22 protein-coding genes and 1 tRNA gene are annotated in these 20,339 nt (G+C 41.0%); 20 read left to right on the top strand and 3 right to left on the bottom strand.

Translation table 11 applies throughout. From position 1 onward, the window contains the following. The 15 genes from AX662_RS06290 to AX662_RS06220 all read left to right on the top strand — a co-directional run. Nucleotides 1-1,445, top strand: a 1,445-nt coding sequence (locus tag AX662_RS06290; protein WP_156430696.1) for an LPXTG cell wall anchor domain-containing protein, incomplete at its 5' end; no start/stop codon positions are given. A gap of 185 nt (nt 1,446-1,630) precedes the next feature. After that, on the top strand, nt 1,631-1,852 hold the full coding sequence (locus AX662_RS06285; protein WP_002890796.1) for a DUF4649 family protein: 222 nt from the start codon (nt 1,631-1,633) through the stop codon (nt 1,850-1,852). A gap of 135 nt (nt 1,853-1,987) precedes the next feature. Beyond that, nucleotides 1,988-2,989 (top strand): tryptophan ABC transporter substrate-binding protein, encoded by a 1,002-nt coding sequence (trpX, locus tag AX662_RS06280; protein WP_060971932.1) that lies wholly within the window; start codon nt 1,988-1,990, stop codon nt 2,987-2,989. A 9-nt stretch (nt 2,990-2,998) separates the two neighbouring features. Further along, entirely contained in the window at nt 2,999-3,868 is an 870-nt protein-coding gene (locus AX662_RS06275; protein ID WP_002883493.1) for an ABC transporter permease, read from the top strand. Beyond that, entirely contained in the window at nt 3,865-4,623 is a 759-nt protein-coding gene (locus AX662_RS06270; RefSeq protein WP_037600160.1) for an ABC transporter ATP-binding protein, read from the top strand. The genes AX662_RS06275 and AX662_RS06270 overlap by 4 nt, the downstream gene beginning before the upstream one ends. A 179-nt stretch (nt 4,624-4,802) precedes the next feature. Next, nucleotides 4,803-6,464: a ribonuclease J gene (locus tag AX662_RS06265; RefSeq protein ID WP_060971931.1), complete on the top strand. Its 1,662-nt coding sequence runs from the start codon at nt 4,803-4,805 to the stop codon at nt 6,462-6,464. 134 nt (nt 6,465-6,598) lie between these two features. After that, nucleotides 6,599-7,381, top strand: a complete 783-nt coding sequence (locus AX662_RS06260) for an alpha/beta hydrolase (protein ID WP_060971930.1) — start codon at nt 6,599-6,601, stop codon at nt 7,379-7,381. A 119-nt stretch (nt 7,382-7,500) separates the two neighbouring features. Further along, the gene (locus AX662_RS06255; protein ID WP_002890801.1) at nt 7,501-8,220 is read left to right on the top strand and encodes a matrixin family metalloprotease; all 720 of its coding nucleotides are present in this window, start codon (nt 7,501-7,503) and stop codon (nt 8,218-8,220) included. A 12-nt stretch (nt 8,221-8,232) separates the two neighbouring features. Next, nucleotides 8,233-8,604 carry a hypothetical protein gene (locus AX662_RS06250; protein ID WP_037600183.1) on the top strand — a complete coding sequence of 124 codons (372 nt, stop codon included), beginning with the start codon at nt 8,233-8,235 and terminating at the stop codon, nt 8,602-8,604. A gap of 367 nt (nt 8,605-8,971) precedes the next feature. After that, nucleotides 8,972-9,415, top strand: a complete 444-nt coding sequence (locus AX662_RS06245; protein ID WP_060971929.1) for a flavodoxin — start codon at nt 8,972-8,974, stop codon at nt 9,413-9,415. Nucleotides 9,416-9,464: 49 nt separating this feature from the next. Then, nucleotides 9,465-11,000 carry a ClC family H(+)/Cl(-) exchange transporter gene (locus AX662_RS06240; RefSeq protein ID WP_037600186.1) on the top strand — a complete coding sequence of 512 codons (1,536 nt, stop codon included), beginning with the start codon at nt 9,465-9,467 and terminating at the stop codon, nt 10,998-11,000. Nucleotides 11,001-11,073: 73 nt separating this feature from the next. Beyond that, complete coding sequence (locus AX662_RS06235) at nt 11,074-11,358, top strand: chorismate mutase (RefSeq protein WP_021144287.1); 285 nt, start codon at nt 11,074-11,076, stop codon at nt 11,356-11,358. Continuing rightward, nucleotides 11,355-12,581: a voltage-gated chloride channel family protein gene (locus AX662_RS06230; RefSeq protein WP_060971928.1), complete on the top strand. Its 1,227-nt coding sequence runs from the start codon at nt 11,355-11,357 to the stop codon at nt 12,579-12,581. The genes AX662_RS06235 and AX662_RS06230 overlap by 4 nt, the downstream gene beginning before the upstream one ends. A gap of 127 nt (nt 12,582-12,708) precedes the next feature. Beyond that, on the top strand, nt 12,709-13,056 hold the full coding sequence (gene rplS, locus AX662_RS06225; RefSeq protein ID WP_002883489.1) for a 50S ribosomal protein L19: 348 nt from the start codon (nt 12,709-12,711) through the stop codon (nt 13,054-13,056). A gap of 50 nt (nt 13,057-13,106) precedes the next feature. Beyond that, nucleotides 13,107-13,178 (top strand) — tRNA-Arg (locus tag AX662_RS06220). A gap of 244 nt (nt 13,179-13,422) precedes the next feature. Here the strand turns inward: AX662_RS06220 and AX662_RS06215 are convergent. Beyond that, nucleotides 13,423-13,968: a hypothetical protein gene (locus AX662_RS06215; RefSeq protein ID WP_004182628.1), complete on the bottom strand. Its 546-nt coding sequence runs from the start codon at nt 13,966-13,968 to the stop codon at nt 13,423-13,425. A gap of 74 nt (nt 13,969-14,042) precedes the next feature. Next, nucleotides 14,043-14,219 carry a DUF3042 family protein gene (locus AX662_RS10370; protein WP_002883513.1) on the bottom strand — a complete coding sequence of 59 codons (177 nt, stop codon included), beginning with the start codon at nt 14,217-14,219 and terminating at the stop codon, nt 14,043-14,045. A 75-nt stretch (nt 14,220-14,294) separates the two neighbouring features. Here AX662_RS10370 and miaA point away from each other — a divergent pair, with 75 nt between their 5' ends. The 4 genes from miaA to AX662_RS06195 all read left to right on the top strand — a co-directional run bounded on the left by miaA (nt 14,295) and on the right by AX662_RS06195 (nt 17,795). Beyond that, nucleotides 14,295-15,206 carry a tRNA (adenosine(37)-N6)-dimethylallyltransferase MiaA gene (gene miaA / locus AX662_RS06210; RefSeq protein WP_004182627.1) on the top strand — a complete coding sequence of 304 codons (912 nt, stop codon included), beginning with the start codon at nt 14,295-14,297 and terminating at the stop codon, nt 15,204-15,206. Nucleotides 15,207-15,239: 33 nt separating this feature from the next. Beyond that, nucleotides 15,240-15,740 (top strand): GAF domain-containing protein, encoded by a 501-nt coding sequence (locus tag AX662_RS06205; RefSeq protein ID WP_286009532.1) that lies wholly within the window; start codon nt 15,240-15,242, stop codon nt 15,738-15,740. Beyond that, nucleotides 15,740-17,392, top strand: a complete 1,653-nt coding sequence (gene dnaX, locus AX662_RS06200; protein WP_060971927.1) for a DNA polymerase III subunit gamma/tau — start codon at nt 15,740-15,742, stop codon at nt 17,390-17,392. The genes AX662_RS06205 and dnaX overlap by 1 nt, the downstream gene beginning before the upstream one ends. 217 nt (nt 17,393-17,609) lie before the next feature. Next, nucleotides 17,610-17,795, top strand: a complete 186-nt coding sequence (locus AX662_RS06195; RefSeq protein ID WP_004182624.1) for a DUF3272 family protein — start codon at nt 17,610-17,612, stop codon at nt 17,793-17,795. Here the strand turns inward: AX662_RS06195 and birA are convergent. After that, on the bottom strand, nt 17,782-18,720 hold the full coding sequence (birA, locus tag AX662_RS06190) for a bifunctional biotin--[acetyl-CoA-carboxylase] ligase/biotin operon repressor BirA (protein WP_004182623.1): 939 nt from the start codon (nt 18,718-18,720) through the stop codon (nt 17,782-17,784). The genes AX662_RS06195 and birA overlap by 14 nt on opposite strands. A 279-nt stretch (nt 18,721-18,999) precedes the next feature. Between birA and metK the strand changes: the two genes are divergently transcribed. Then, nucleotides 19,000-20,193 carry a methionine adenosyltransferase gene (metK, locus tag AX662_RS06185; RefSeq protein ID WP_060971926.1) on the top strand — a complete coding sequence of 398 codons (1,194 nt, stop codon included), beginning with the start codon at nt 19,000-19,002 and terminating at the stop codon, nt 20,191-20,193. Nucleotides 20,194-20,339 lie beyond the last annotated feature (146 nt).

Here is a 20,339-nt window from a genome sequence, read left to right as displayed (position 1 = left end):
CAACTGCTGAACCAACAACATCAACAGATATCCAAGGTGCTACACAAACTGGTAAACCTGTATTCACCGAAGGTGACAGCCGTGTACCAATGAATGACGATGTTCCAGCAACATTTGACGATGGTTCAACTACGAAGACAGTTGAAGGCGTTGGTACTTATACTGTAGCCCCAGACGGAACAGTAACTTTCGTACCAGAGAAATCATTTGTCGGAACTGCACCAGCAGTAACAGTGGTTCGTGAAGATGTGAATGGAACAAAAGCCTCTGCAACCTACACGCCAACAGTAACTCCAGTTACTCCAACAGCGGAACCAGCAACATCTACAGATATCCAAGGTCAAACGCAAACAGGTAAACCAAGCTTCACGCCTGGTAACCCAAGTGTCCCAATGGATGATGATGTGCCTGCTACCTTTGAAGACGGCTCAACAACTAAAGTTATTCCAGGTGAAGGAACTTACACAGTTGCTCCAGATGGAACTGTAACCTTCGTCCCAGAAAAAGCATTCACCGGAACAGGTACAGGTGTGACCGTGAAACGTGTTGATAAGAATGGTACAGCCATTACAGCTACCTATACACCAACCGTAACTCCAGTTACACCAACTGCAGAATCAGTTACTTCAATTGGTAATAAGGGTCAAACGCAAACAGGTAAGCCAAGCTTCACTGAGGGCGATAGCCGTGTACCAATGAATAACCAAGTACCAGCTACCTTTGAAGATGGCTCAACAACTAAGACTGTTGCAGGTGTAGGAACTTACACAGTGGCAGCAGACGGAACAGTAACCTTCACACCAGAACCTGAATTTACCGGTACTGCACCAACAGTGACAGTAGTTCGTGAAGATGTGAACGGAACAAAAGCTTCCGCAACTTACACACCAACTGTTCTTCCAATCACTAAGTTTGTTGATAAAGAAGGTAAGGAAATCCCAGGATATCCTACAGTTGATGGTGAACAGCCAAAAGCTGAAATTCCAGGTTACCGCTTCGTAGAAACTAAGAAATTACCTAATGGTGATATCGAACATGTCTACGAGCAAGTAACGACGTCATACGTTGATGAAAATGGTACGCCAATCCCTGGTTATCCAACAGAAGATGGCCAACAACCTAAGAAAGAAATCCCAGGTTATGAATTTGTGAAGACAATTGTAGATGAAAATGGTAATACTCAACACATCTACAAACAAATTGTGACTCCAACACCAGTGCCGGATACAACTCCGACACCAGAGCCACAGCCAGCTCCACAAACAGAAGAGCCTAAGGCTCCAGTACTTCCAGAAACAAAAGAAGAAGCTCACTTTATCAATCCAAGTGATAAGACAGCTCAACTTCCAGAAACTGGTAGTGAGGATTCAAACCTTGCAATCTTTGGTTTGGCAAGTCTTCTAGCTGGATTTGGACTCTATGGCGGAAAACGACGCAAACGTTAAAATGATTTAACGGTCGTATAGGACATTAAGAATCCAGATTCCAATTAAAATAGACCTCATGGCATTTGCCATGGGGTCTATTTGTATGGGCTAGCCTGCTAATTTTTTTAAGTCGTCATGATTGACTTTACTCACTAGGAAGCGTAATCTAGACTTTAATTAAAGGATTAAAAGGAGGTCCCTCGATGATTGAAGTAACTTATTTAAATACTGCAAAGCAAGAAAAACACACTTCTTTTGAAGATTACAATGAATTTGTCAGAGCACAGCAAGCTTGTTGGATTGCCTTACCGGATTCAACGCCAGTCACTAAGGTGACCATAAACGGACATGATATTGGCTACAAAGGACAATATGGCGACCTTTACTTTTATATCATGAAGCTAGATTTGGCACAATATCAGTAATAATAGGAAAAAGAATCAGACATCGTGTTCTGATTCTTTTTCTTTGAGCAAGGTAATTTTTATAAATTAAGAATATTGCTAATTGACTGAAAATGACTTACAATAGAAAGGAAGAATTTATAGAAGGAGACACATATGAAAAACAAGCGTTTAATTTGGACTTTGGTTTTCTTAGCTATCTTGACGATCGGTTCTATTGGTACAGATCTTTTCAAAAAAGAGCACCAAGATGCTAATAAGGTCGTCAAAGTAGGAATCCTCCAGTTCGTGACTCACGATGCCCTGGATCAAATCGAGAAGGGAATTGAGGATGGTCTTAAGGAAGCTGGTTATAAGGGAGATAAGGTTAAAATCACCCTCCTAAATGCCGAAGGAGACCAGTCTAAAATTCAAACCATGTCTAAACAATTGGTCAATGACAAGAATGATGTCGTTATCGGTATTGCAACGCCAGCAGCACAAGGACTAGCGGCAGCTACCAAGGACATTCCAGTCATTATGGGAGCTATCTCAGACCCTGTTGGGGCCAAATTGGTTAAGGACCTCAAGCATCCAGAAGGCAATGTCACTGGTACCTCTAACCAAGTGCCGATTAAGCAGACAGTGGAATTGGTCAAATCATTGACACCAAATGCTAAGACAATTGGTATTCTCTACGCTTCAAGCGAGGATAATTCCAAATCACAGGTTGAGAGCTTTAAGAAATTCGCTGAAAAAGATGGCCTAAATGTGGTCGAGTACGCCGTACCGTCAACCAATGAAATCAATACAACCATGTCAGTCATGACTGGTAAAGTAGATGCCATCTGGACGCCTCAAGATAATACTATTGCTTCAGCCTTTTCAACAGTAATCTCATCAGCCAACCAAGCTAAGATTCCAGTTTATACGACAGTTGATACTATGGTGAAAGAAGGCGGTTTGGCCTCTGTAGCTCAAAGCCAGTATGAACTTGGAAAAGCCACAGCTCGTAGTGCTGTTAAGGTTCTTAAAGGTAAGAAAGTTAAGGATGTTCCAGTTGATGTTATTGATGATGGTACTCCAACGCTCAACCTTAAAGTTGCTCAAGACCTCAACATCACCATCCCTGACGATGTGCTTAAGCAGTCAGACATTGCTGTTAAAGCTGATAAATAAGGAGGACTTATGATTATTTCATCTATTTATCAGGGTCTTCTATACGGAATCTTAGGTCTTGGGATTTACATGACTTTCCGTATCTTGGATTTTCCTGATTTAACGACAGAAGGTTCCTTCCCCTTAGGTGGGGCAGTAGCAGTAACTCTTATGAACTTTGGTTGGAACCCAATTTTAGCAACCTTGGTTGCTGTTTTGGCCGGCTGTGGTGCTGGACTTGTGACTGGTCTCCTCTATACTAAGGGAGAAATTCCTACTATTTTGGCAGGGATTTTGGTCATGACTTCTCTTAACTCAGTCATGCTTATGATTATGGGAAGGGCCAACCTAGGACTTCTTGATATTAAGACTATTCAAGATTTACTTCCTTTCAGCAAGGACTACAACCTCTTGATTGTTGGTCTCATTGCTGTAACCATTGTTATCACTGCCTTGATTGCCTTTCTTAACACGCGCCTAGGTCAAGCATATATTGCCACAGGTGATAATAGAGACATGGCTAAATCTTTTGGTATCAACACAGACAATATGGAAGTGATGGGTCTTGTTATCTCAAACGGTATCATTGCCCTCTCAGGAGCCTTGATTAGCCAACAGGACGGTTATGCCGATGTTTCTAAAGGTATTGGTGTTATCGTCATTGGTCTTGCCAGCATCATCATTGGTGAGGTCCTCTATGCGACTAACTTGACTCTGTTGGAACGTTTGATTGCCATCTGTATTGGTTCAATCCTCTATCAGTTCCTTTTGACAGCAGTTATCGCTCTTGGCTTTAACACGAACTACCTCAAACTCTTTAGTGCGATCGTTCTGGCTATTTGCTTGATCTCGCCTGTCCTACGCCGAAAATTCTTTAAGGGGGTGACCTTATCACGATGACAGCTATTGTAGAACTTAAAGATGCGACTGTTAAGGTTAATAATGGTTTTGATACCGAAAAAACCATCCTGGACCATGTCAATCTTACCATTAGAGAAGGTGATTTTATTACCATTCTTGGTGGAAATGGTGCCGGAAAATCAACCCTCTTCAATGTCATTGCAGGGACCCTCATGTTGACCAGTGGTCATATTTTTATCATGGGTGAGGATGTTACGGCTCTGCCTGCTGAGAAACGTGCCAAGTACCTCTCACGGGTCTTCCAAGATCCTAAAATGGGAACAGCTCCTCGTATGACGGTTGCAGAAAATCTTTTGATTGCCAAATACCGTGGCGAAAAACGAGGTCTTAAATCACGCCAAATTCATCTCTACACAGAGGAATTTCAAGGTCTGATTGAACGTATCAGTAATGGTTTAGAAAAACACTTAGATACACCAGCAGGTCTCCTCTCAGGGGGTCAGCGTCAGGCACTCAGTCTTTTGATGGCGACACTTAAACGTCCTGAGCTCTTGCTCTTAGACGAACACACCGCAGCCTTGGATCCTAAGACAAGTGTGGCTCTCATGGAGTTGACCGATGAGTTTGTGACGGGTGACCACTTGACAGCCTTGATGATTACTCACCATATGGAAGATGCCCTTAAATACGGAAATCGTCTTATCGTTATGAAGGATGGTCAAATCATTAAAGACCTTACCAAGGAAGAAAAAGGTCAATTGGATATCACAGACTACTACGCTATGTTTGAGTAACTCTCGTCTGACTCTAAATTGTAAAATAAGCTAAAAAGTTGTATACTTAAAGAGTATGCAACTTTTTGTTGTGGCCTGTAAATCGACAAGGAGACTGTTCGCACGAACGTTCAGCTTCTTGGACCGTCTGTAAAAATAGGCTCTAGAAGAGAGTCAAACTAAAAAGGAGAAAAACAAGCATGAGCGATATTAAAATTATTGCCCTAGGTGGAGTACGTGAAAATGCTAAGAACCTCTATATTGTTGAGATTAACGACTCTATCTTTATCTTGGATGCTGGTCTAAAGTATCCTGAAAATGAACAACTAGGTGTTGACTTTGTCATTCCTAACTTAGATTACTTGATTGAAAATAGAGATCGTATCGAAGGGATTTTCTTGACGCATGGACATGCCGATGCCATTGGTGCCCTACCTTATATCTTACAAGAAGTCAAAGCACCAGTTTTTGGATCATCACTCACAATTGAGTTGGCTAAGCTTTTTGTGAAGAATGCTGGCGTTAAGAAATTCAATAATTTCCATGTTATTGACGCAGAAACTGAAATTGAATTTGAGAATGCTGAAGTTTCATTCTTCAAAACAACGCACTCTATTCCAGAATCAATGGGGATTGTTCTTGGAACTGACCAAGGTAATATTGTCTATACTGGTGACTTCAAATTTGACCAAGCTGCCCGTCCTTACTACAAAACTGATTTAGGTCGTTTGGCTGAAATCGGACGCGAAGGTGTTTTGGCCCTCTTGTCAGACTCAGCAAATGCGACAAGTACTGAACAAACAGCTTCGGAAGCAGAAGTTGGTCAAGAAATTGACCAAGTCATTGCCGATGCAGAAGGACGTGTTATTGTTGCTGCAGTTGCCTCAAACTTGGTACGTATTCAACAAGTCTTCGATTCAGCTGCTGATCATGGACGTCGCGTTGTTCTTACTGGTTTTGACGTTGAAAATATTGTCCGCACAGCCATTCGTCTCAAAAAATTGACTGTGGAGCATGAAAAACTTATTGTCAAACCAAAAGACATGAACAAGTTTGAAGACCACGAGTTGATTATCCTTGAAAATGGTCGTATGGGTGAACCAATCGATGGTCTCCAAAAGATGGCTGTTGGTCGTCACCGTTACGTTCAAATTAAGGATGGAGATCTGGTTTATATCGTAACAACTCCAAGCATTGCTAAAGAAGCTGTAGTGGCACGTGTCAACAACGCTATCTATAAGGCTGGTGGAACTGTTAAGATGATTACGCAGAGCCTTCGTGTATCTGGACATGCCAATGCTCGTGAACTTCAATTGATGATTAATCTCCTTCGTCCACAGTATCTCTTCCCTGTCCAAGGTGAGTACCGTGACCTTCAAGCCCATGCAGAGTTAGCCTTGGAAGTTGGTATTCTTCCAGAAAATATTTATATCGTTAAACGCGGTGATATCATGCATTTGTCTGAAGATCAAGGTTTCCTTCATGAAGGAGCTGTTCCAGCTGGTGATGTGATGATCGACGGTAATGCCATTGGTGATGTGGGTAATATCGTCCTTCGTGACCGCAAGGTCTTGTCTGAAGATGGTATCTTTATCGTAGCTATCACTGTGAACAAGAAGGAACGTAAGATTGTCTCTAAAGCGCGTGTGAATACACGTGGGTTCGTCTATGTTAAGAAGAGCCGTGACATTCTACGTGAGGCTGCTGACATTGTCAATGCTACCGTTGAAAATTACTTGGCAGGAGACAGCTTCGATTGGGGTGAACTTAAAGGGGCTGTCCGAGACGATGTAGCTAAGTTCCTCTTTGACCAAACTAAACGTCGCCCAGCGATTCTTCCGGTAGTCATGGAAGTACGTTAATCATTGATGTTACAATAAGGGTGTGAGCGTCTTGCTTGCATTCATCGAAATAGAGGTAAATCTCAACAAGATTTTCTTCTTAAAGCAGAAGCTGGGATACCCCAGCTTTTCTGACATTTAGAAAGGAAAATACAATGGCTTTTTTTCAAATTGAATACTCTTCAGATGTTCTAGGACAGTACCGTCAAGTAGATGTCATTTATCCAGACCGCGACCAGATTGCTGAAACGGAAAGTGATACGGACATTCCGGTTCTCTATCTCCTTCATGGCATGGGGGGCAATCATAATTCTTGGGCCTTTCGTACCAATATTCAGCGTCTCCTTCGTAAGACTAATCTTATCGTTATTATGCCTAACTCTGAAAATGGATGGTATACAAATACCAAATACGGTGTTAAGTATTACGATGCCATTGCAAAGGAGCTTCCTCAAGTCATGCAACGTTTCTTCCCAAGTATGACTAAGAAGCGTGAAAAGACTTTTATCGCTGGACTTTCTATGGGCGGCTATGGGTCTTTCAAACTCGCCTTAACGACAAATAACTTTGCTTGTGCGGGTTCCTTCTCTGGTGCCCTTGGATTATCAGTGGAGATGATTACTGATGAAACGAGTGAGTCTAAGGAATACTGGCAAGGTGTCTTTGGAGATTTAGAAGGAAAAGACATTGTGCAGCATAAACTGGTCAATCTAGCCAAACAACATGACAAGAAAACCAAATTCTTTGCCTGGTGTGGTCTTGAGGATTTCCTTTTTGACTCTCAAAACAAAGCAGTAGCTGATTTGAAAGCTCTTGGTTTGGACATTGACTACCGCACGGACCATGGAAGACATGAATGGTATTATTGGGAAAAACAACTAGAAGCCTACTTAGAATGGTTACCTATTGATTACGTTAAAGAAGAACGTTTGTCTTAATAGGTCAAGTTTGTAACATCTTATCAAAGAGATGATAAAAGCTTAAATTGATATTTTTTACTTGTCAGAACTATTAGAGCTTGATATACTAAGGGAAGTTTCGAAAAGGAGGCTCAATAATGAAAAAATTATTCAGAGTAATCTTCTATATTCCTAAACTTCTTTTACAATTTATTTGGAATCTTATTTGGGCTATATTTAAACTTGCCCTAGTGCTAGCCCTCATTGGGTATGGACTCGTCTACTATGCCAATAACTCTTCAAGTACCTTAGCCACAAATATTAACCAAGCCTTTCATCAAGTAGAGCTAGGGTTTAGTGGTACCAGTACTAGTGACGTTGAGAAAGTTGTCTCTAACCTATCAACGACAGATACTATTCCAGAGTCTAACGGAGCTAGATGGGCGCAAAATACAGCTAGCATATATATACAATCTACAGACGAAACCTTGGTAGCCGCCTATAAGGAAGCTATCACCAACTGGAATAACACGGGTGCTTTCATCTTTACTTTAACTGATGATGCCTCAACGGCTGACATTGTTGCGACAGACTATTCCGATGCGAATTCACAGGCAGCAGGTTTAGCAGATAGTCAAACCAATGTTTTGACCAATCGCATCACTCATGTGGATGTAAAGTTAAATCGTTACTTCCTCTTGAATAGTGATTTTGGTTATACTCACAAGCGTATCGTTAATACGGCTGAACACGAATTGGGACATGCTATTGGCTTAGATCATGATGACTCTAAGACATCCGTTATGCAATCCGCTGGATCTTATTACGGGATTCAACAGGTGGATATTGATACGGTCCATGCTCTTTATGCTAATTAAGGAGGGGCTGTCATGCGCTATTTGAAACGCCTTGCTAGACGTTACCCCATGCAAACCTTCCTTTTTCTTTTCAATGCTGGGGTCTTTACTTGGTTGCAAACAACAGGAACCATGATTGCCAATCGTTTGGGCTTATCAGGTGATGGCATTTGGATTTATATTCCCACTTGGGTAAAAACGCTGACTAGTCATTCCATAGAGAGTATTCAAACTCTTTACAGTGCTTCTGGATGGAGTTGGCTAATCACCTCTATGCTTCTCACTTGGCTCTTGACTTTTCTTAGAGGTCTCATGAGAGCAGTGATTATCATTCTGTTAGTTGGTGTTGGCTTATGGCTAGTCTACCGACATTTTGAACTTTTACAAAATCTAAAACTGTCCTGATGGGCAGTTTTAGTTTCCTCTAACAAGTGACTTGGCTATCAAAACATAGACTATTTTCTGTAGATGAAATGAGATAGTTCCTTTAATAATTTCAGAACGAGCTGTAGACAAGACTTTTCGTTGTGAGAAAAGTGCCTAAAGTTTAAAAGCTTTAGGCACTCGGAAGTTTTGAGACACTAGGCTCAAAACTTAGCTATGGAATTCCGAAGGAAGTCGCTAGCGTCCGCACTCACCTAAGAAAAGTCTAAAAAGAAGAATTAATGTCAATTTAAAACTGTCAATCAGGGCAGTTTTTTGAGTTATTAGGTCATTTATTTTCTGAAGAAATATGATATAATATAGCTAATTTATTATTTTGGAGGACATTATGGCTTTAGCAAAAATCGTTTATGCCAGTATGACCGGTAACACGGAAGAAATCGCAGATATCGTTGCCAAAAAATTGGAAGAATTGGGTCACACTGTAGATGTAGACGAGTGTACAACGGTTGATGCCGCTGATTTTGAAGATGCGGACGTCTGTATTGTAGCGACTTACACTTATGGTGATGGTGAGTTGCCAGATGAAATCGTTGACTTTTACGAAGATTTGGCTGATCTCGATTTGTCAGGTAAAATCTTTGGTGTTGTAGGTTCAGGAGATACTTTCTACGATTATTTCTGTCACTCAGTTGATGAATTTGAAAATCAATTCACCTTCACAGGGGCGACTAAAGGAGCAGATAGTGTCAAGGTTGATCTTTCTGCTGAAGATGAAGATATCGAGAACCTCGAAGTTTTCGCTGAAAAAATTTCAGAAGCATTAGCATAAAAAAAGCAGAGTAAAGTCTGCTTTTATTGTAGTCAAAAATGGAGTTTTTATGAATGAAATAGAAAGAGATTTTAGGACGCAATCTCAACATCTCCTTTGGTCCGTTTGGCGAGGGCTCTTAGTGGGGGGGACGGCAGGAGCAGTGGTCAGCCTTTTTCGCTGGTTAATTGCCAAAGGGGCCGCATTTTCTGTAGCTATATACAAAGACGCCCTTCATAATCCACTTCTGATTTTGGGAATTGTCCTGGTTAATCTCTTGATTGCACTTTTTATTGGTTACCTTATTAAGCAGGAAAAAGACATCAAGGGCTCAGGAATTCCCCATGTTGAAGGGGAACTGATGGGGCTCTTACATCCGTCTTGGTGGTCAGTGTTATGGCGTAAGTTCCTGGGTGGAGTTCTTGGGATTTCAATGGGACTTATGCTGGGACGTGAGGGCCCTAGTATTCAACTAGGCGCCATGACTGCTAAGGGCTTAGCTGAGAGTCTCAAGCTCTCTGCACGCGAAAAGCGCGTCTTGATTGCTGCAGGAGCGGCAGCAGGGTTATCGGCTGCCTTTAATGCCCCGATTGCCGGTCTTTTGTTTGTTGTCGAAGAAGTCTATCATCATTTCTCGCGTCATGTTTGGGTGACAGCTTTAACGGCATCTTTAGTGGCTAATGCTGTTTCCTTACGGATCTTTGGTCAGGTTCCGGTTCTTGCTATGACAGAAAAATTACCCGTATTTCCTTTGAAAGATTATTGGATTCTTATTGTCTTGGGGATTTTTCTAGGTGTGCTTGGATACGGTTATGAGTGGGTTGTCTTACGTATTGGTAAGGTCTACCAAGGGTTAGGAAAAATTTTCCACTTGCCATCTCATTTTCATGGCCTTCTGGCAGTTCTGTTTATCATTCCTATAGGCCTCTATTTTCCATATCTTTTAGGTGGTGGGAATGAATTGATTCTTGCCCTAAATGGTTTACATCCTGCTCTAACTGTGGCCATCCTCTATTTGGCCATTCGATTTATTTGGAGTATGTTGTCCTTTGGTTCAGGTTTTCCTGGTGGGATTTTCTTGCCGATTTTGACTTTAGGTGCTCTTTCTGGTAGCGTCTTTGCGGCAGCTTTTGAAAATCTAGGATTCTTACAAGTCAGTCAGTTCCCTATTTTTATCATTCTTGGTATGGCTGGTTATTTCGGTGCGGTATCCAAGGCACCGCTAACTGCTATGATTTTAGTGACTGAGATGGTGGGTGACCTTCACCAATTGATGACAATTGGAGTTGTGACCCTGATTGCCTATCTTGTCATGGATTTCATGGGAGGAGAACCCGTCTATGAAGCCATGCTTCACAATCTGATTGCCCACGAACCAAAACAAGTTGATAATATACCGACGATGATTGATTTACCAGTTACAGATAGTTTAGCTGGTCGATTGGTTAAGGATTTAACCTTACCTGACGGGGTTTTGATTTCCACTCAGATTTTTCAAGACCAGTCTGAGGTTGTTCATGGAGACACACGTCTAAAAGCAGGAGCAACCTTATATTTGGTTGTTAATGAAAGTAATATCAGTCAGGTAAGAAAACTCTTTTTATAAGCAATTCAATGGCTTGAGGCTCTTTTGTCCTCAGGTCATTTTTGTTATAATGAAGAGAAAAAAGGAGGTCAGTATGGACTTAAATGAGATTCGCCAACAGATTGACACCGTTGATAATGAGATTGTGGCTTTGTTGGAAGAACGTATGAAATTGGTAACTCGAGTAAGTGCTTATAAACAACGCACCGGAAAGGCGATTTATGATCCCGAACGAGAGCAGGCCCTGTTAGACAAGGTAGGCGCTAGTGTCCTTAATCCCGAATATAAAGAAGCTATCGTCGCAAGTTTTGCGGATATTATGAAGCGTTCACGCATTTATCAAGCAAGTAAGCTGGAAAAAAGTAGGTATCTAGAATGAAAGTAAAACAATTAAGTGATAGTCAAGGTCTTTCTTACTTACATTTAGTAATGTTAAGTCTTTATGCAATCTTGTTAGGGGTGCTGGTTGGACTGATTGATGCTGTTTTTGGGCGCGTGCTTATAGGACTCTCGGAATACCGTGACCAGCATATCTTTTATCTAGTCCCAGCACTTCCTTTAGCAGGCCTTTTGATAGTTTACCTTTACCAAAAGCTTGCTGGCAAGGCAGCACAGGGAATGGGCTTGATTTTCAAGGTAGGACATAATGAGGAGGATCAAGTCCCCCTAAGGTTAATTCCACTTGTGACTGTGACCACATGGCTGACCCACCTGTTCGGGGGATCTGCAGGTCGTGAGGGAGTTGCTGTTCAGCTCGGAGCCACAGTTTCCCATGCTTTTAGTCGCTATTTTAAGATCCCTAATGCTTCACGCATTTTCTTGACCATGGGGATGGCAGCTGGTTTTGGAGGGCTCTTTCAAACACCAATCGCTGCGACCTTCTTTGCTCTTGAGGTCTTGATCCTGGGACAGTTAAGCCTTCCAATTTTAGTACCAACTCTTATTGCATCTTTTGTGGCTAGTACAACAAGCCACCTTTTAGGTCTTGAAAAATTTAGTCACTTTGTATCCGATAGTTTGACTATTAACCTTGGGACCTTTGTTAAATTAGCTCTTTTAGGTCTGGTCTTTGGTCTAGCAGGAAATCTCTTTGCTTATCTCTTATCAGTAGCTAAAAAGAAAGTGGCAAGTCTGCTCCCAAATCCCTATTATCGTGTTCTATTAGGAAGTGTCGTCTTAACCTGTCTTCTTTTGATTTTGTGGAAGGGACGCTATACAGGTCTTGGCACGAATTTGATTGCTTTAAGTGTTGGTGGTGGTACCATTTATCCATTGGATTGGCTCTTGAAATTGCTCCTTACCGTCTTTACCTTATCTCTTGGTTTCCAAGGAGGGGAAGTAACTCCTTTGTTTGCCATCGGAGCAAGTCTTGGTGCTGTTTTAGCACCAGTTCTAGGCTTTCCAATTCCACTTGTAGCAGGTCTAGGCTATCTATCTGTCTTTGGTAGCAGTACCAATACCCTTTTAGCGCCTATTTTCATTGGCGTTGAAGTCTTTGGTCCCGCTAATGCAGTCCCTTACGCGATTGTCATGTCTTTTGCTTATCTCATCAATCATAAGACGAGCATATATGGACAACAAAAAATGCTAGAAATGCAATAAGATACTAGACATCCTGATAATTTTTTGATAAGATACTAAGAGTGTGTAATGGACACACAAAAATAACGGCTAATCCGCTGAGACACAGAAGTTGCTCTTAAGATTAGTAAGATAGGAGTATATAAAAATGAATCCATTGATCCAAAGTTTGACAGAAGGTCAACTTCGTACTGACATCCCATCATTCCGTCCTGGTGACACAGTTCGCGTTCACGCGAAAGTTGTCGAAGGAACTCGCGAACGTATCCAGATCTTTGAAGGTGTAGTTATTTCACGCAAAGGTCAAGGGATCTCAGAAATGTACACAGTTCGTAAAATTTCAAGCGGTATCGGTGTAGAACGTACTTTCCCAATCCACACTCCACGTGTTGAAAAGATTGAAGTTGTACGCTACGGTAAAGTCCGCCGTGCTAAACTTTACTACTTGCGTGCTTTGCAAGGTAAAGCTGCACGTATCAAAGAAATCCGTAAATAATTTACAGATTTCACATAAAAAATCTGTCCTCGTGGCAGATTTTTTCATAGGTCCTCTTAGTTAAATGGATATAACAACTCCCTCCTAAGGAGTCGTTGCTGGTTCGATTCCGGCAGGGGACATTTTTAAGTCTTTAACCAAGCGGTTTTAAAGCATTTTGTCCACATTTTTTTATCTTTTTATCATTATGTTCTTTTGGGGCTTGTAACGATAAGGTTTTAAGCTACTTTGCCCTAAATTTAAGCTAAATCTATTTGACGCCTATTGAACTATAGGTGTTTTTTTATAAGAAAAACCCTAGTCAGGATTAATCCTAACTAGGGCTCAAAATAGAATACAGATGATGTTAAGTATTCTGTTAACTCATTAATTGGAATTGGCAGTTGTATCTATACTTGATGAAGCTTGTGGGTACTCGTAAGGATTGTTATCAACGTCGTCAACCCACTCATTGCTCTGATCGGTTGATCTTGCGTGATTGCTTCCTCCACCAGCACCTGCGGCGAAGGCTGCATCGTGACCACCACCGCCTCCTCCGTTTGTGACATAGGAGCCATCTTCTGGTCCGCCCCAACCTCGTCCACCTTCAGCAGGCTTGGACTTTTCTTGATTTCCATCTTGGTGGGATGTTTGGTTGTTTTGTTTTTGATTTGCTCCTTGAACTGAAGGAGATGCTTGATCTTTATTTTCGTCTTTAGCATCTTTTTTTTCATCTTCTTTTGAAGTAGTAGTTGAAGATTTGGTCTTCTCTTTTTTATGAGATGAACTACTTTTTGATGAAAGGGTGTGAGAGATGTGATGTGTTTTTGCTGCAGGCTTTACAGGTTCTTTTAAATGTTTTGATAAAAAACCAAAGAGAAGGAAGAAAGCTAGCAAAGAGAAGGTAATGATATTATATTTTTTTCTTTTCAAATTTGGCTCCGTTCTCAGTCATAGATGAAGAGTAAAAATTACAGTAAAAAACCAGGTTTCCCTGGTCATTAGTTTTAGCGGCTTACACGACGGCGAGCTGCTTTTTTACGGTTTTCTTCGATGAAAGCCAATTTCTTTTCTTCTGGTTCGATAATGGTTTTCTTAACTGCGAAGACAGCACCTGCTACAGTAGCAGCAGTTCCGATAACGCCAGTAGCGACACCTTTAGCGAATGAATGTTTTTTAGCCATGAGACTATCCTCCGTATATGTTATAATATGCTTATATTATCTAAAAAAATATCTAGAATAGCAAGTGAAAACATTATGAAAACCAAACTTATTGTAGTGGCTGGACCTACTGCTGTGGGAAAAACGGCGCTTGGGATTAAATTGGCCCAGCGCTTTAATGGAGAAATTATTTCAGGAGATAGCCAGCAGGTTTACCGACAATTGAATATAGGAACCGCAAAGGCCACTCCTGAAGAGCAGGCTGCAGCAGTGCATCATCTGATTGATGTTCGCGATGTTGATGAGTCTTATTCAGCCTATGATTTTGTAACAGAGGCTGAGGCTACCATTACTGATATTGTTAGTCGTGGTAAGTTGCCTATTATAGTAGGAGGAACAGGTCTCTATCTACAAAGCCTTATAGAAGGGTATCATCTAGGGGGACAGGTAGACCAGAAACAGGTTTTAGCCTATCGCTCAGAATTAGAGCAATTATCTGATCAGGAACTTTTTGACAAAATCGATGACTTGGGTATTGAGATTAAGGAGATTAACAGACGTCGTGCCACTAGAGCACTTGAACTTCATCGTTTTTCGGAGAATCTTGAAAATACTGAGACGACTTATGAGCCCTTTCTTATCGGATTAGATGATGAACGCTCCTTGATTTATGACCGTATCAATACACGAGTGGACAAGATGGTTGAACTTGGACTCTTGGAAGAGGCTAAGTGGCTTTATGATAATTATCCTGACGCCCAGTCAGCTCGTGGAATAGGCTATAAGGAGTTGTTTCCTTATTTTGCTGGGAATCAGACCTTGGATGAAGCCTTGGAAAAACTTAAGCAAAATACGCGTCGATTTGCTAAACGTCAATTAACCTGGTTCAGAAATCGGATGACTGTTAAGTTTTATCAGATTTCTAGTCCAGAATATCCTGAAAATGTCATTCATGATCTTGAATTATTTTTAAATGAAAGGGAAGGAGAAAAGGTAGGTCAATCTTAGTTTTAAGGACCTATCTTTGATATAATGGTAGTTATGACTAACGAAGAAAAAAAATCAGCCTATGAAATAATGCTAGCTCAGGCTAAGGCAGTTTTTGCCAATGAAGACAATGCTCTGGCCAACTTTTCTAATGCCTCGGCTCTCTTGAATACAACTCTACCAAATTCTGTGTTTACAGGCTTCTACCTGATGGATAATATAAATAATGAGTTAATCCTTGGCCCTTTTCAAGGTAATGTTTCTTGTGTTCGAATTGACCTAGGTAAGGGTGTTTGTGGCCAGTCTGCAGCAGAAAATAGAACCTTAATTGTCGAAGATGTTACCAAACACGCTAATTACATCGCTTGTGATTCCGCTGCTCGAAGTGAAATTGTTGTACCAATGGTAAAAGATGGCAAATTAGTTGGTGTTCTCGATTTGGATTCTCACCAAGTAGGAGACTATAACGACGTAGACCAAGATTATCTTGAAGCATTTGTCAAAATTCTACTCGAGAAAACCGAGCTTACATTTGGAATGTTTGAGGTAAACTAATGTATCAAGCCTTATATCGTAAATACCGTAGTCAGACCTTTGGCGAAATGGTTGGTCAAAAAGTGATTTCAACCACGCTAAGACAGGCGGTAGAGTCAGGGAAAATTAGCCATGCCTATCTCTTTTCTGGGCCGCGTGGTACCGGTAAAACTAGTGCGGCGAAAATCTTTGCCAAGGCTATGAACTGTCCTAATCAAGTTGATGGGGAGCCATGTAATCACTGTGATATTTGTCGCGATATTACAAACGGTAGTCTCGAAGATGTTATAGAGATTGATGCGGCATCCAATAATGGTGTTGATGAGATTCGTGAAATTCGTGACAAATCGACCTATGCCCCAAGTCGTGCGACTTACAAGGTCTATATTATTGACGAAGTTCATATGCTCTCGACAGGTGCTTTCAATGCTCTTTTGAAGACTTTGGAAGAACCAACTGAAAATGTGGTTTTTATTCTAGCGACCACTGAATTACATAAGATTCCAGCAACTATCCTTTCTCGTGTCCAACGCTTTGAGTTTAAATCGATCAAACAGGGAGCGATTAAAGAGCACTTGGCTTCAATTCTGGAAAAAGAAGGACTGACCTTTGATGATGAGGCTTTGACTATTATTGCTCGTCGTGCAGAAGGTGGTATGCGTGATGCTTTGTCAATCTTAGACCAAGCACTGAGTCTGTCTCCTGACAATCATGTCAGCCAAACCGTAGCTGAAGAAATCACTGGTTCTATTGGTTTGACAGCCTTGGATAGTTTCGTCGCTAACATTCGCAATCAAGATACTACGCAAGCTTTATCAAATCTCGAAACCCTCTTTGATAATGGTAAGTCTATGAGCCGTTTTGCGACTGATCTCTTGGAGTATTTCCGTGATCTTTTGATTGTCAAAGCGGGCGGAGAGAACAGTCATCATAGTCCCCTTTTTGAAGAAAACCTTTCTCTAGAGCAAGACCGACTTTTCCAATTGATTGACTTGGTTACAAGTGCCTTGCCAGAAATTAAAACTGGAACACATCCTAAAATCTATGCGGAGATGCTAACTATAAAATTGTCAGAAACCCATAGTCAGATGTCACAAGAAATTCCAGGAAATTTACAAGAAGAGTTAGATAGTCTTCGTCGCGAAGTAGAAGGCCTACGTAAAGCTCTTAAAGAGGGTAAAGTCCAAGGAGAAGGAGTACCAACTCGAAAAGCCAAACCTGCTTATCAGTATAAGGTGGATCGTGAAAAGATTCTCACTATTATGCGTGAAACCATGGAAAATCCGCAGAAATCACGCCAATGTCTGGATGCCCTAAAGGCAACTTGGCCTGAAATCTTGGATTCTATTAGCCCACAAAATAGGGCCCTTTTGAATGGATCTGAGCCTGTATTGGCCAATCAGGAAAATGCCATCCTGGCTTTTAATGCTGCCTTCAATGCTGAACAGGTCATGAAACGCAGTGATCTCAATGATATGTTTGGCAATATCATGAGTTCAGCTGCCGGTTTCTCACCCAATATTATGGCTGTGCCAAAAGCAGAATTTGAAAAACTCCGAACAGAATTTGCACGAAGCCTCAAATCCAAGGAAGAATTAGAAAAAGAAGATCGTGAAGAATATATCCCACAAGAACTTGAATTTCTCTCTGATGTTGTAGAAATAGAGGACTAAAAAGTTCCAGTGGACCTTTTTAGGTCCGAGCCCAGAAATGAAAAAGCGAGGAAGTTCCAGTGGACCTTTTTAGGTCTAAGTCTAGAAATTAGATAGAGAGGCAACCCAGTATTATTTGTTTGATTGCTGAAGCTGATATTTGGAAGGTTTATCCTTGTAAAAATGAAAAGAGCCTAGACTGCTTGTCCTAGGCTCTATCTATTGATATAATAATCTTATGATTCCACAAATTTTGTTTATTACGCTTGAAACTATTTTTGAAACGGTTTGTTTTAATTACAGTTTACAGCACGGCTATTACTTTTTTACAGCCTTTTTTGGTTATTTATTGTTTCGTCGTCTTTGGACAACCTATGTTGTTTCACGCATTGCGCGTGCAGCCGACAAGTCTACCAAGAAGTAAGGCTCACTTCACCAGCACTCAGCCATTTTTCCTGACCATCATCAGTAAGAACGAGAAGTTGGCCCTTGTCGCCAATTTCTTTAGCAACACCAGTATAAGTCTTTCCAGCTTGTTCAAAGGTCACTTGTTTGTCTAAAACGAGGGACTTTTCTTTATAGACTTTAACCAAATCACTAGTTGGAATGGTTAAAAAGAGCTTCCAAATTTCTGAAATAAGCTGGTTTCGAGTGATGCTTGGTTTTTCAGAAGTAAAAAGGCTAGTGGCTTTATTGGCTAACTCTTTAGGAAAATCACTGATTGAGAAGTTAAGCCCAACCCCGATAATGACATCTGTGATGCGACCAGATTCGATAGAACTAATGGCTTCGGTAAGGATACCAGCCATTTTTTTGTTGTTGAGGTAAATGTCATTAACCCATTTGATTTCTGTATTGATACCGGTTAGACGCTGGATCGCTTTGACAATAGCTGCTGCCGCCATCATGGTATAAGGTGGTAAGTCGGCAAAATGACAGTTTGGCTTTAAGTGGATACTCATGTAGATACCACCTTGTGGAATGGCAAAGAAGTGACGATCAAATCGTCCTTTGGCCGCTTTTTGACTTGATGCCAGATAAAGTGCGGGCGTCGGATTATTCTTTTCCATGCCATGTTTAGCATCAAGTTGGGTAGAGTTAGAATCTGGATTAAAGTAGACTGGAATGTTAAGTTGTTTAGAAATGTCTTGAGGAAGAAGAATATCTCCCTTTTCTAAATAGTAGCCTTTCTTCCGTACACTTGTAATGTCAATTCCTTGTTCTTGAAGTGTTTGGATTGCCTTCCAAATGGCTGTCCGTGAGACACCAAGGCTTTTTGCCAAACTCTCTCCCGTCACAAAGTCAGGACTCTTCGATAAGATGTCATAAACGTGTTCATAAGTTTTCATATCCTAAGTATAATACAAAAGATGGTAAAATGCTCACTATAAATTATTGATAAGGCTTGATAATAAATAACTATATGACTAGACTGAAAAAACATGATATAATGGAAGGTAGTTATTAAGTCCCGATAAGGCAACAGTCATCCTAGGGTTGGCTGTTGGTTCTTTGTAACTTTTTAACGGCGTCTAGCTCTATTAGGAGTATAGCGTTTTACCTATTAGGAGACGGTCAAATCTGTTCTATCTAATACTATTTTTCATATTAAAAGGGGGACATTTTATATGTCAGAACGTAAACTTTTCACGTCTGAATCTGTATCTGAGGGGCATCCAGATAAAATTGCAGACCAAATTTCAGATGCCATTCTTGATGCGATTTTAGCAGAGGATCCAGATGCACACGTTGCAGCAGAAACAGCTGTCTACACTGGTTCTGTCCACGTTTTCGGTGAAGTTTCTACAACAGCTTATGTGGACATTAACCGTGTGGTTCGTGATACTATCGCTGAAATTGGTTATAACAATGCAGAATACGGCTTTGCAGCAGAATCTGTTGGGGTTCACCCATCATTGATCGAACAATCTCCAGACATTGCTCAAGGTGTCAATGAATCACTTGAAGTTCGTGGAACTGGTGACCAAGATCCACTTGATCTTATCGGAGCTGGTGACCAAGGTTTGATGTTTGGTTTTGCTATCGATGAAACTCCAGAGTTTATGCCACTTCCAGTTAGCCTTTCACATAAATTGGTTAAAAAATTGGCAGATTTGCGTAAATCTGGTGAGATTTCATACCTTCGTCCGGATGCTAAATCTCAGGTTACTGTTGAGTATGATGAGAATGACCAACCAGTACGTGTTGATACAGTCGTTATCTCAACGCAACACGATCCTGAAGCAACTAATGATCAAATTCGTCAAGACGTCATTGAAAAAGTCATTAAAGCAGTTATTCCAGCCAAATACTTGGATGACGAGACAAAATTCTTTATCAACCCAACAGGTCGTTTTGTTATTGGAGGACCTCAAGGGGACTCTGGTTTGACTGGTCGTAAGATCATTGTTGATACTTATGGTGGCTACTCACGACACGGTGGTGGGGCCTTCTCAGGTAAGGATGCCACTAAGGTTGACCGTTCAGCTTCATATGCGGCTCGTTACATTGCCAAAAACATCGTAGCTGCTGGTCTTGCTAAGAAAGCAGAAGTACAATTGGCTTATGCTATCGGTGTTGCTAACCCTGTGTCAGTCCGTGTTGATACCTTCGGAACTGCTAAAGTTGCTGAAAGCAAACTTGAAGCTGCTGTCCGTGATCTCTTTGACTTGCGTCCTGCAGGTATCATTCAAATGCTTGATCTTAAACGTCCTATTTACCGTCAAACAGCGGCCTATGGTCACATGGGACGTACTGACATCGATCTTCCATGGGAAAAATTGGATAAGGTTGAAGCGTTGAAAGAAGCCGTCAATCATTAAGAAATAGAATTAGAAATAAAAAATCAGAATTTTAATAGGAATTCTGATTTTTTTATGTGCAAAGCCATTTAAATACAAAAGCCTGTTTAATTATTATTTATTAAAATATAGATAAATATCATTTGATTAGTATTTGTTAAGTAGGA

It is taken from the genome of Streptococcus sp. CCH5-D3 (genome assembly GCF_001556435.1).
In the GTDB taxonomy this organism is placed as follows: Bacteria; Bacillota; Bacilli; order Lactobacillales; family Streptococcaceae; genus Streptococcus.
This window is presented reverse-complemented; position numbering and strand designations above follow the sequence as displayed.

What these genes read in the sequence shown, in the direction of transcription:
- AX662_RS06265 (WP_060971931.1), top strand. Translation starts at nt 4,803, where the DNA reads ATGAGCGATATTAAAATTATTGCCCTAGGTGGAGTACGTGAAAATGCT.
- dnaX (WP_060971927.1), top strand. Translation starts at nt 15,740, where the DNA reads ATGTATCAAGCCTTATATCGTAAATACCGTAGTCAGACCTTTGGCGAA.
- AX662_RS06285 (WP_002890796.1), top strand. Translation starts at nt 1,631, where the DNA reads ATGATTGAAGTAACTTATTTAAATACTGCAAAGCAAGAAAAACACACT.
- AX662_RS06260 (WP_060971930.1), top strand. Translation starts at nt 6,599, where the DNA reads ATGGCTTTTTTTCAAATTGAATACTCTTCAGATGTTCTAGGACAGTAC.
- AX662_RS06245 (WP_060971929.1), top strand. Translation starts at nt 8,972, where the DNA reads ATGGCTTTAGCAAAAATCGTTTATGCCAGTATGACCGGTAACACGGAA.
- AX662_RS06270 (WP_037600160.1), top strand. Translation starts at nt 3,865, where the DNA reads ATGACAGCTATTGTAGAACTTAAAGATGCGACTGTTAAGGTTAATAAT.
- AX662_RS06255 (WP_002890801.1), top strand. Translation starts at nt 7,501, where the DNA reads ATGAAAAAATTATTCAGAGTAATCTTCTATATTCCTAAACTTCTTTTA.
- rplS (WP_002883489.1), top strand. Translation starts at nt 12,709, where the DNA reads ATGAATCCATTGATCCAAAGTTTGACAGAAGGTCAACTTCGTACTGAC.
- AX662_RS06230 (WP_060971928.1), top strand. Translation starts at nt 11,355, where the DNA reads ATGAAAGTAAAACAATTAAGTGATAGTCAAGGTCTTTCTTACTTACAT.
- AX662_RS06235 (WP_021144287.1), top strand. Translation starts at nt 11,074, where the DNA reads ATGGACTTAAATGAGATTCGCCAACAGATTGACACCGTTGATAATGAG.
- birA (WP_004182623.1), bottom strand. Translation starts at nt 18,720, where the DNA reads ATGAAAACTTATGAACACGTTTATGACATCTTATCGAAGAGTCCTGAC.
- AX662_RS10370 (WP_002883513.1), bottom strand. Translation starts at nt 14,219, where the DNA reads ATGGCTAAAAAACATTCATTCGCTAAAGGTGTCGCTACTGGCGTTATC.
- AX662_RS06240 (WP_037600186.1), top strand. Translation starts at nt 9,465, where the DNA reads ATGAATGAAATAGAAAGAGATTTTAGGACGCAATCTCAACATCTCCTT.
- miaA (WP_004182627.1), top strand. Translation starts at nt 14,295, where the DNA reads ATGAAAACCAAACTTATTGTAGTGGCTGGACCTACTGCTGTGGGAAAA.
- trpX (WP_060971932.1), top strand. Translation starts at nt 1,988, where the DNA reads ATGAAAAACAAGCGTTTAATTTGGACTTTGGTTTTCTTAGCTATCTTG.
- AX662_RS06195 (WP_004182624.1), top strand. Translation starts at nt 17,610, where the DNA reads ATGATTCCACAAATTTTGTTTATTACGCTTGAAACTATTTTTGAAACG.
- metK (WP_060971926.1), top strand. Translation starts at nt 19,000, where the DNA reads ATGTCAGAACGTAAACTTTTCACGTCTGAATCTGTATCTGAGGGGCAT.
- AX662_RS06275 (WP_002883493.1), top strand. Translation starts at nt 2,999, where the DNA reads ATGATTATTTCATCTATTTATCAGGGTCTTCTATACGGAATCTTAGGT.
- AX662_RS06250 (WP_037600183.1), top strand. Translation starts at nt 8,233, where the DNA reads ATGCGCTATTTGAAACGCCTTGCTAGACGTTACCCCATGCAAACCTTC.
- AX662_RS06205 (WP_286009532.1), top strand. Translation starts at nt 15,240, where the DNA reads ATGACTAACGAAGAAAAAAAATCAGCCTATGAAATAATGCTAGCTCAG.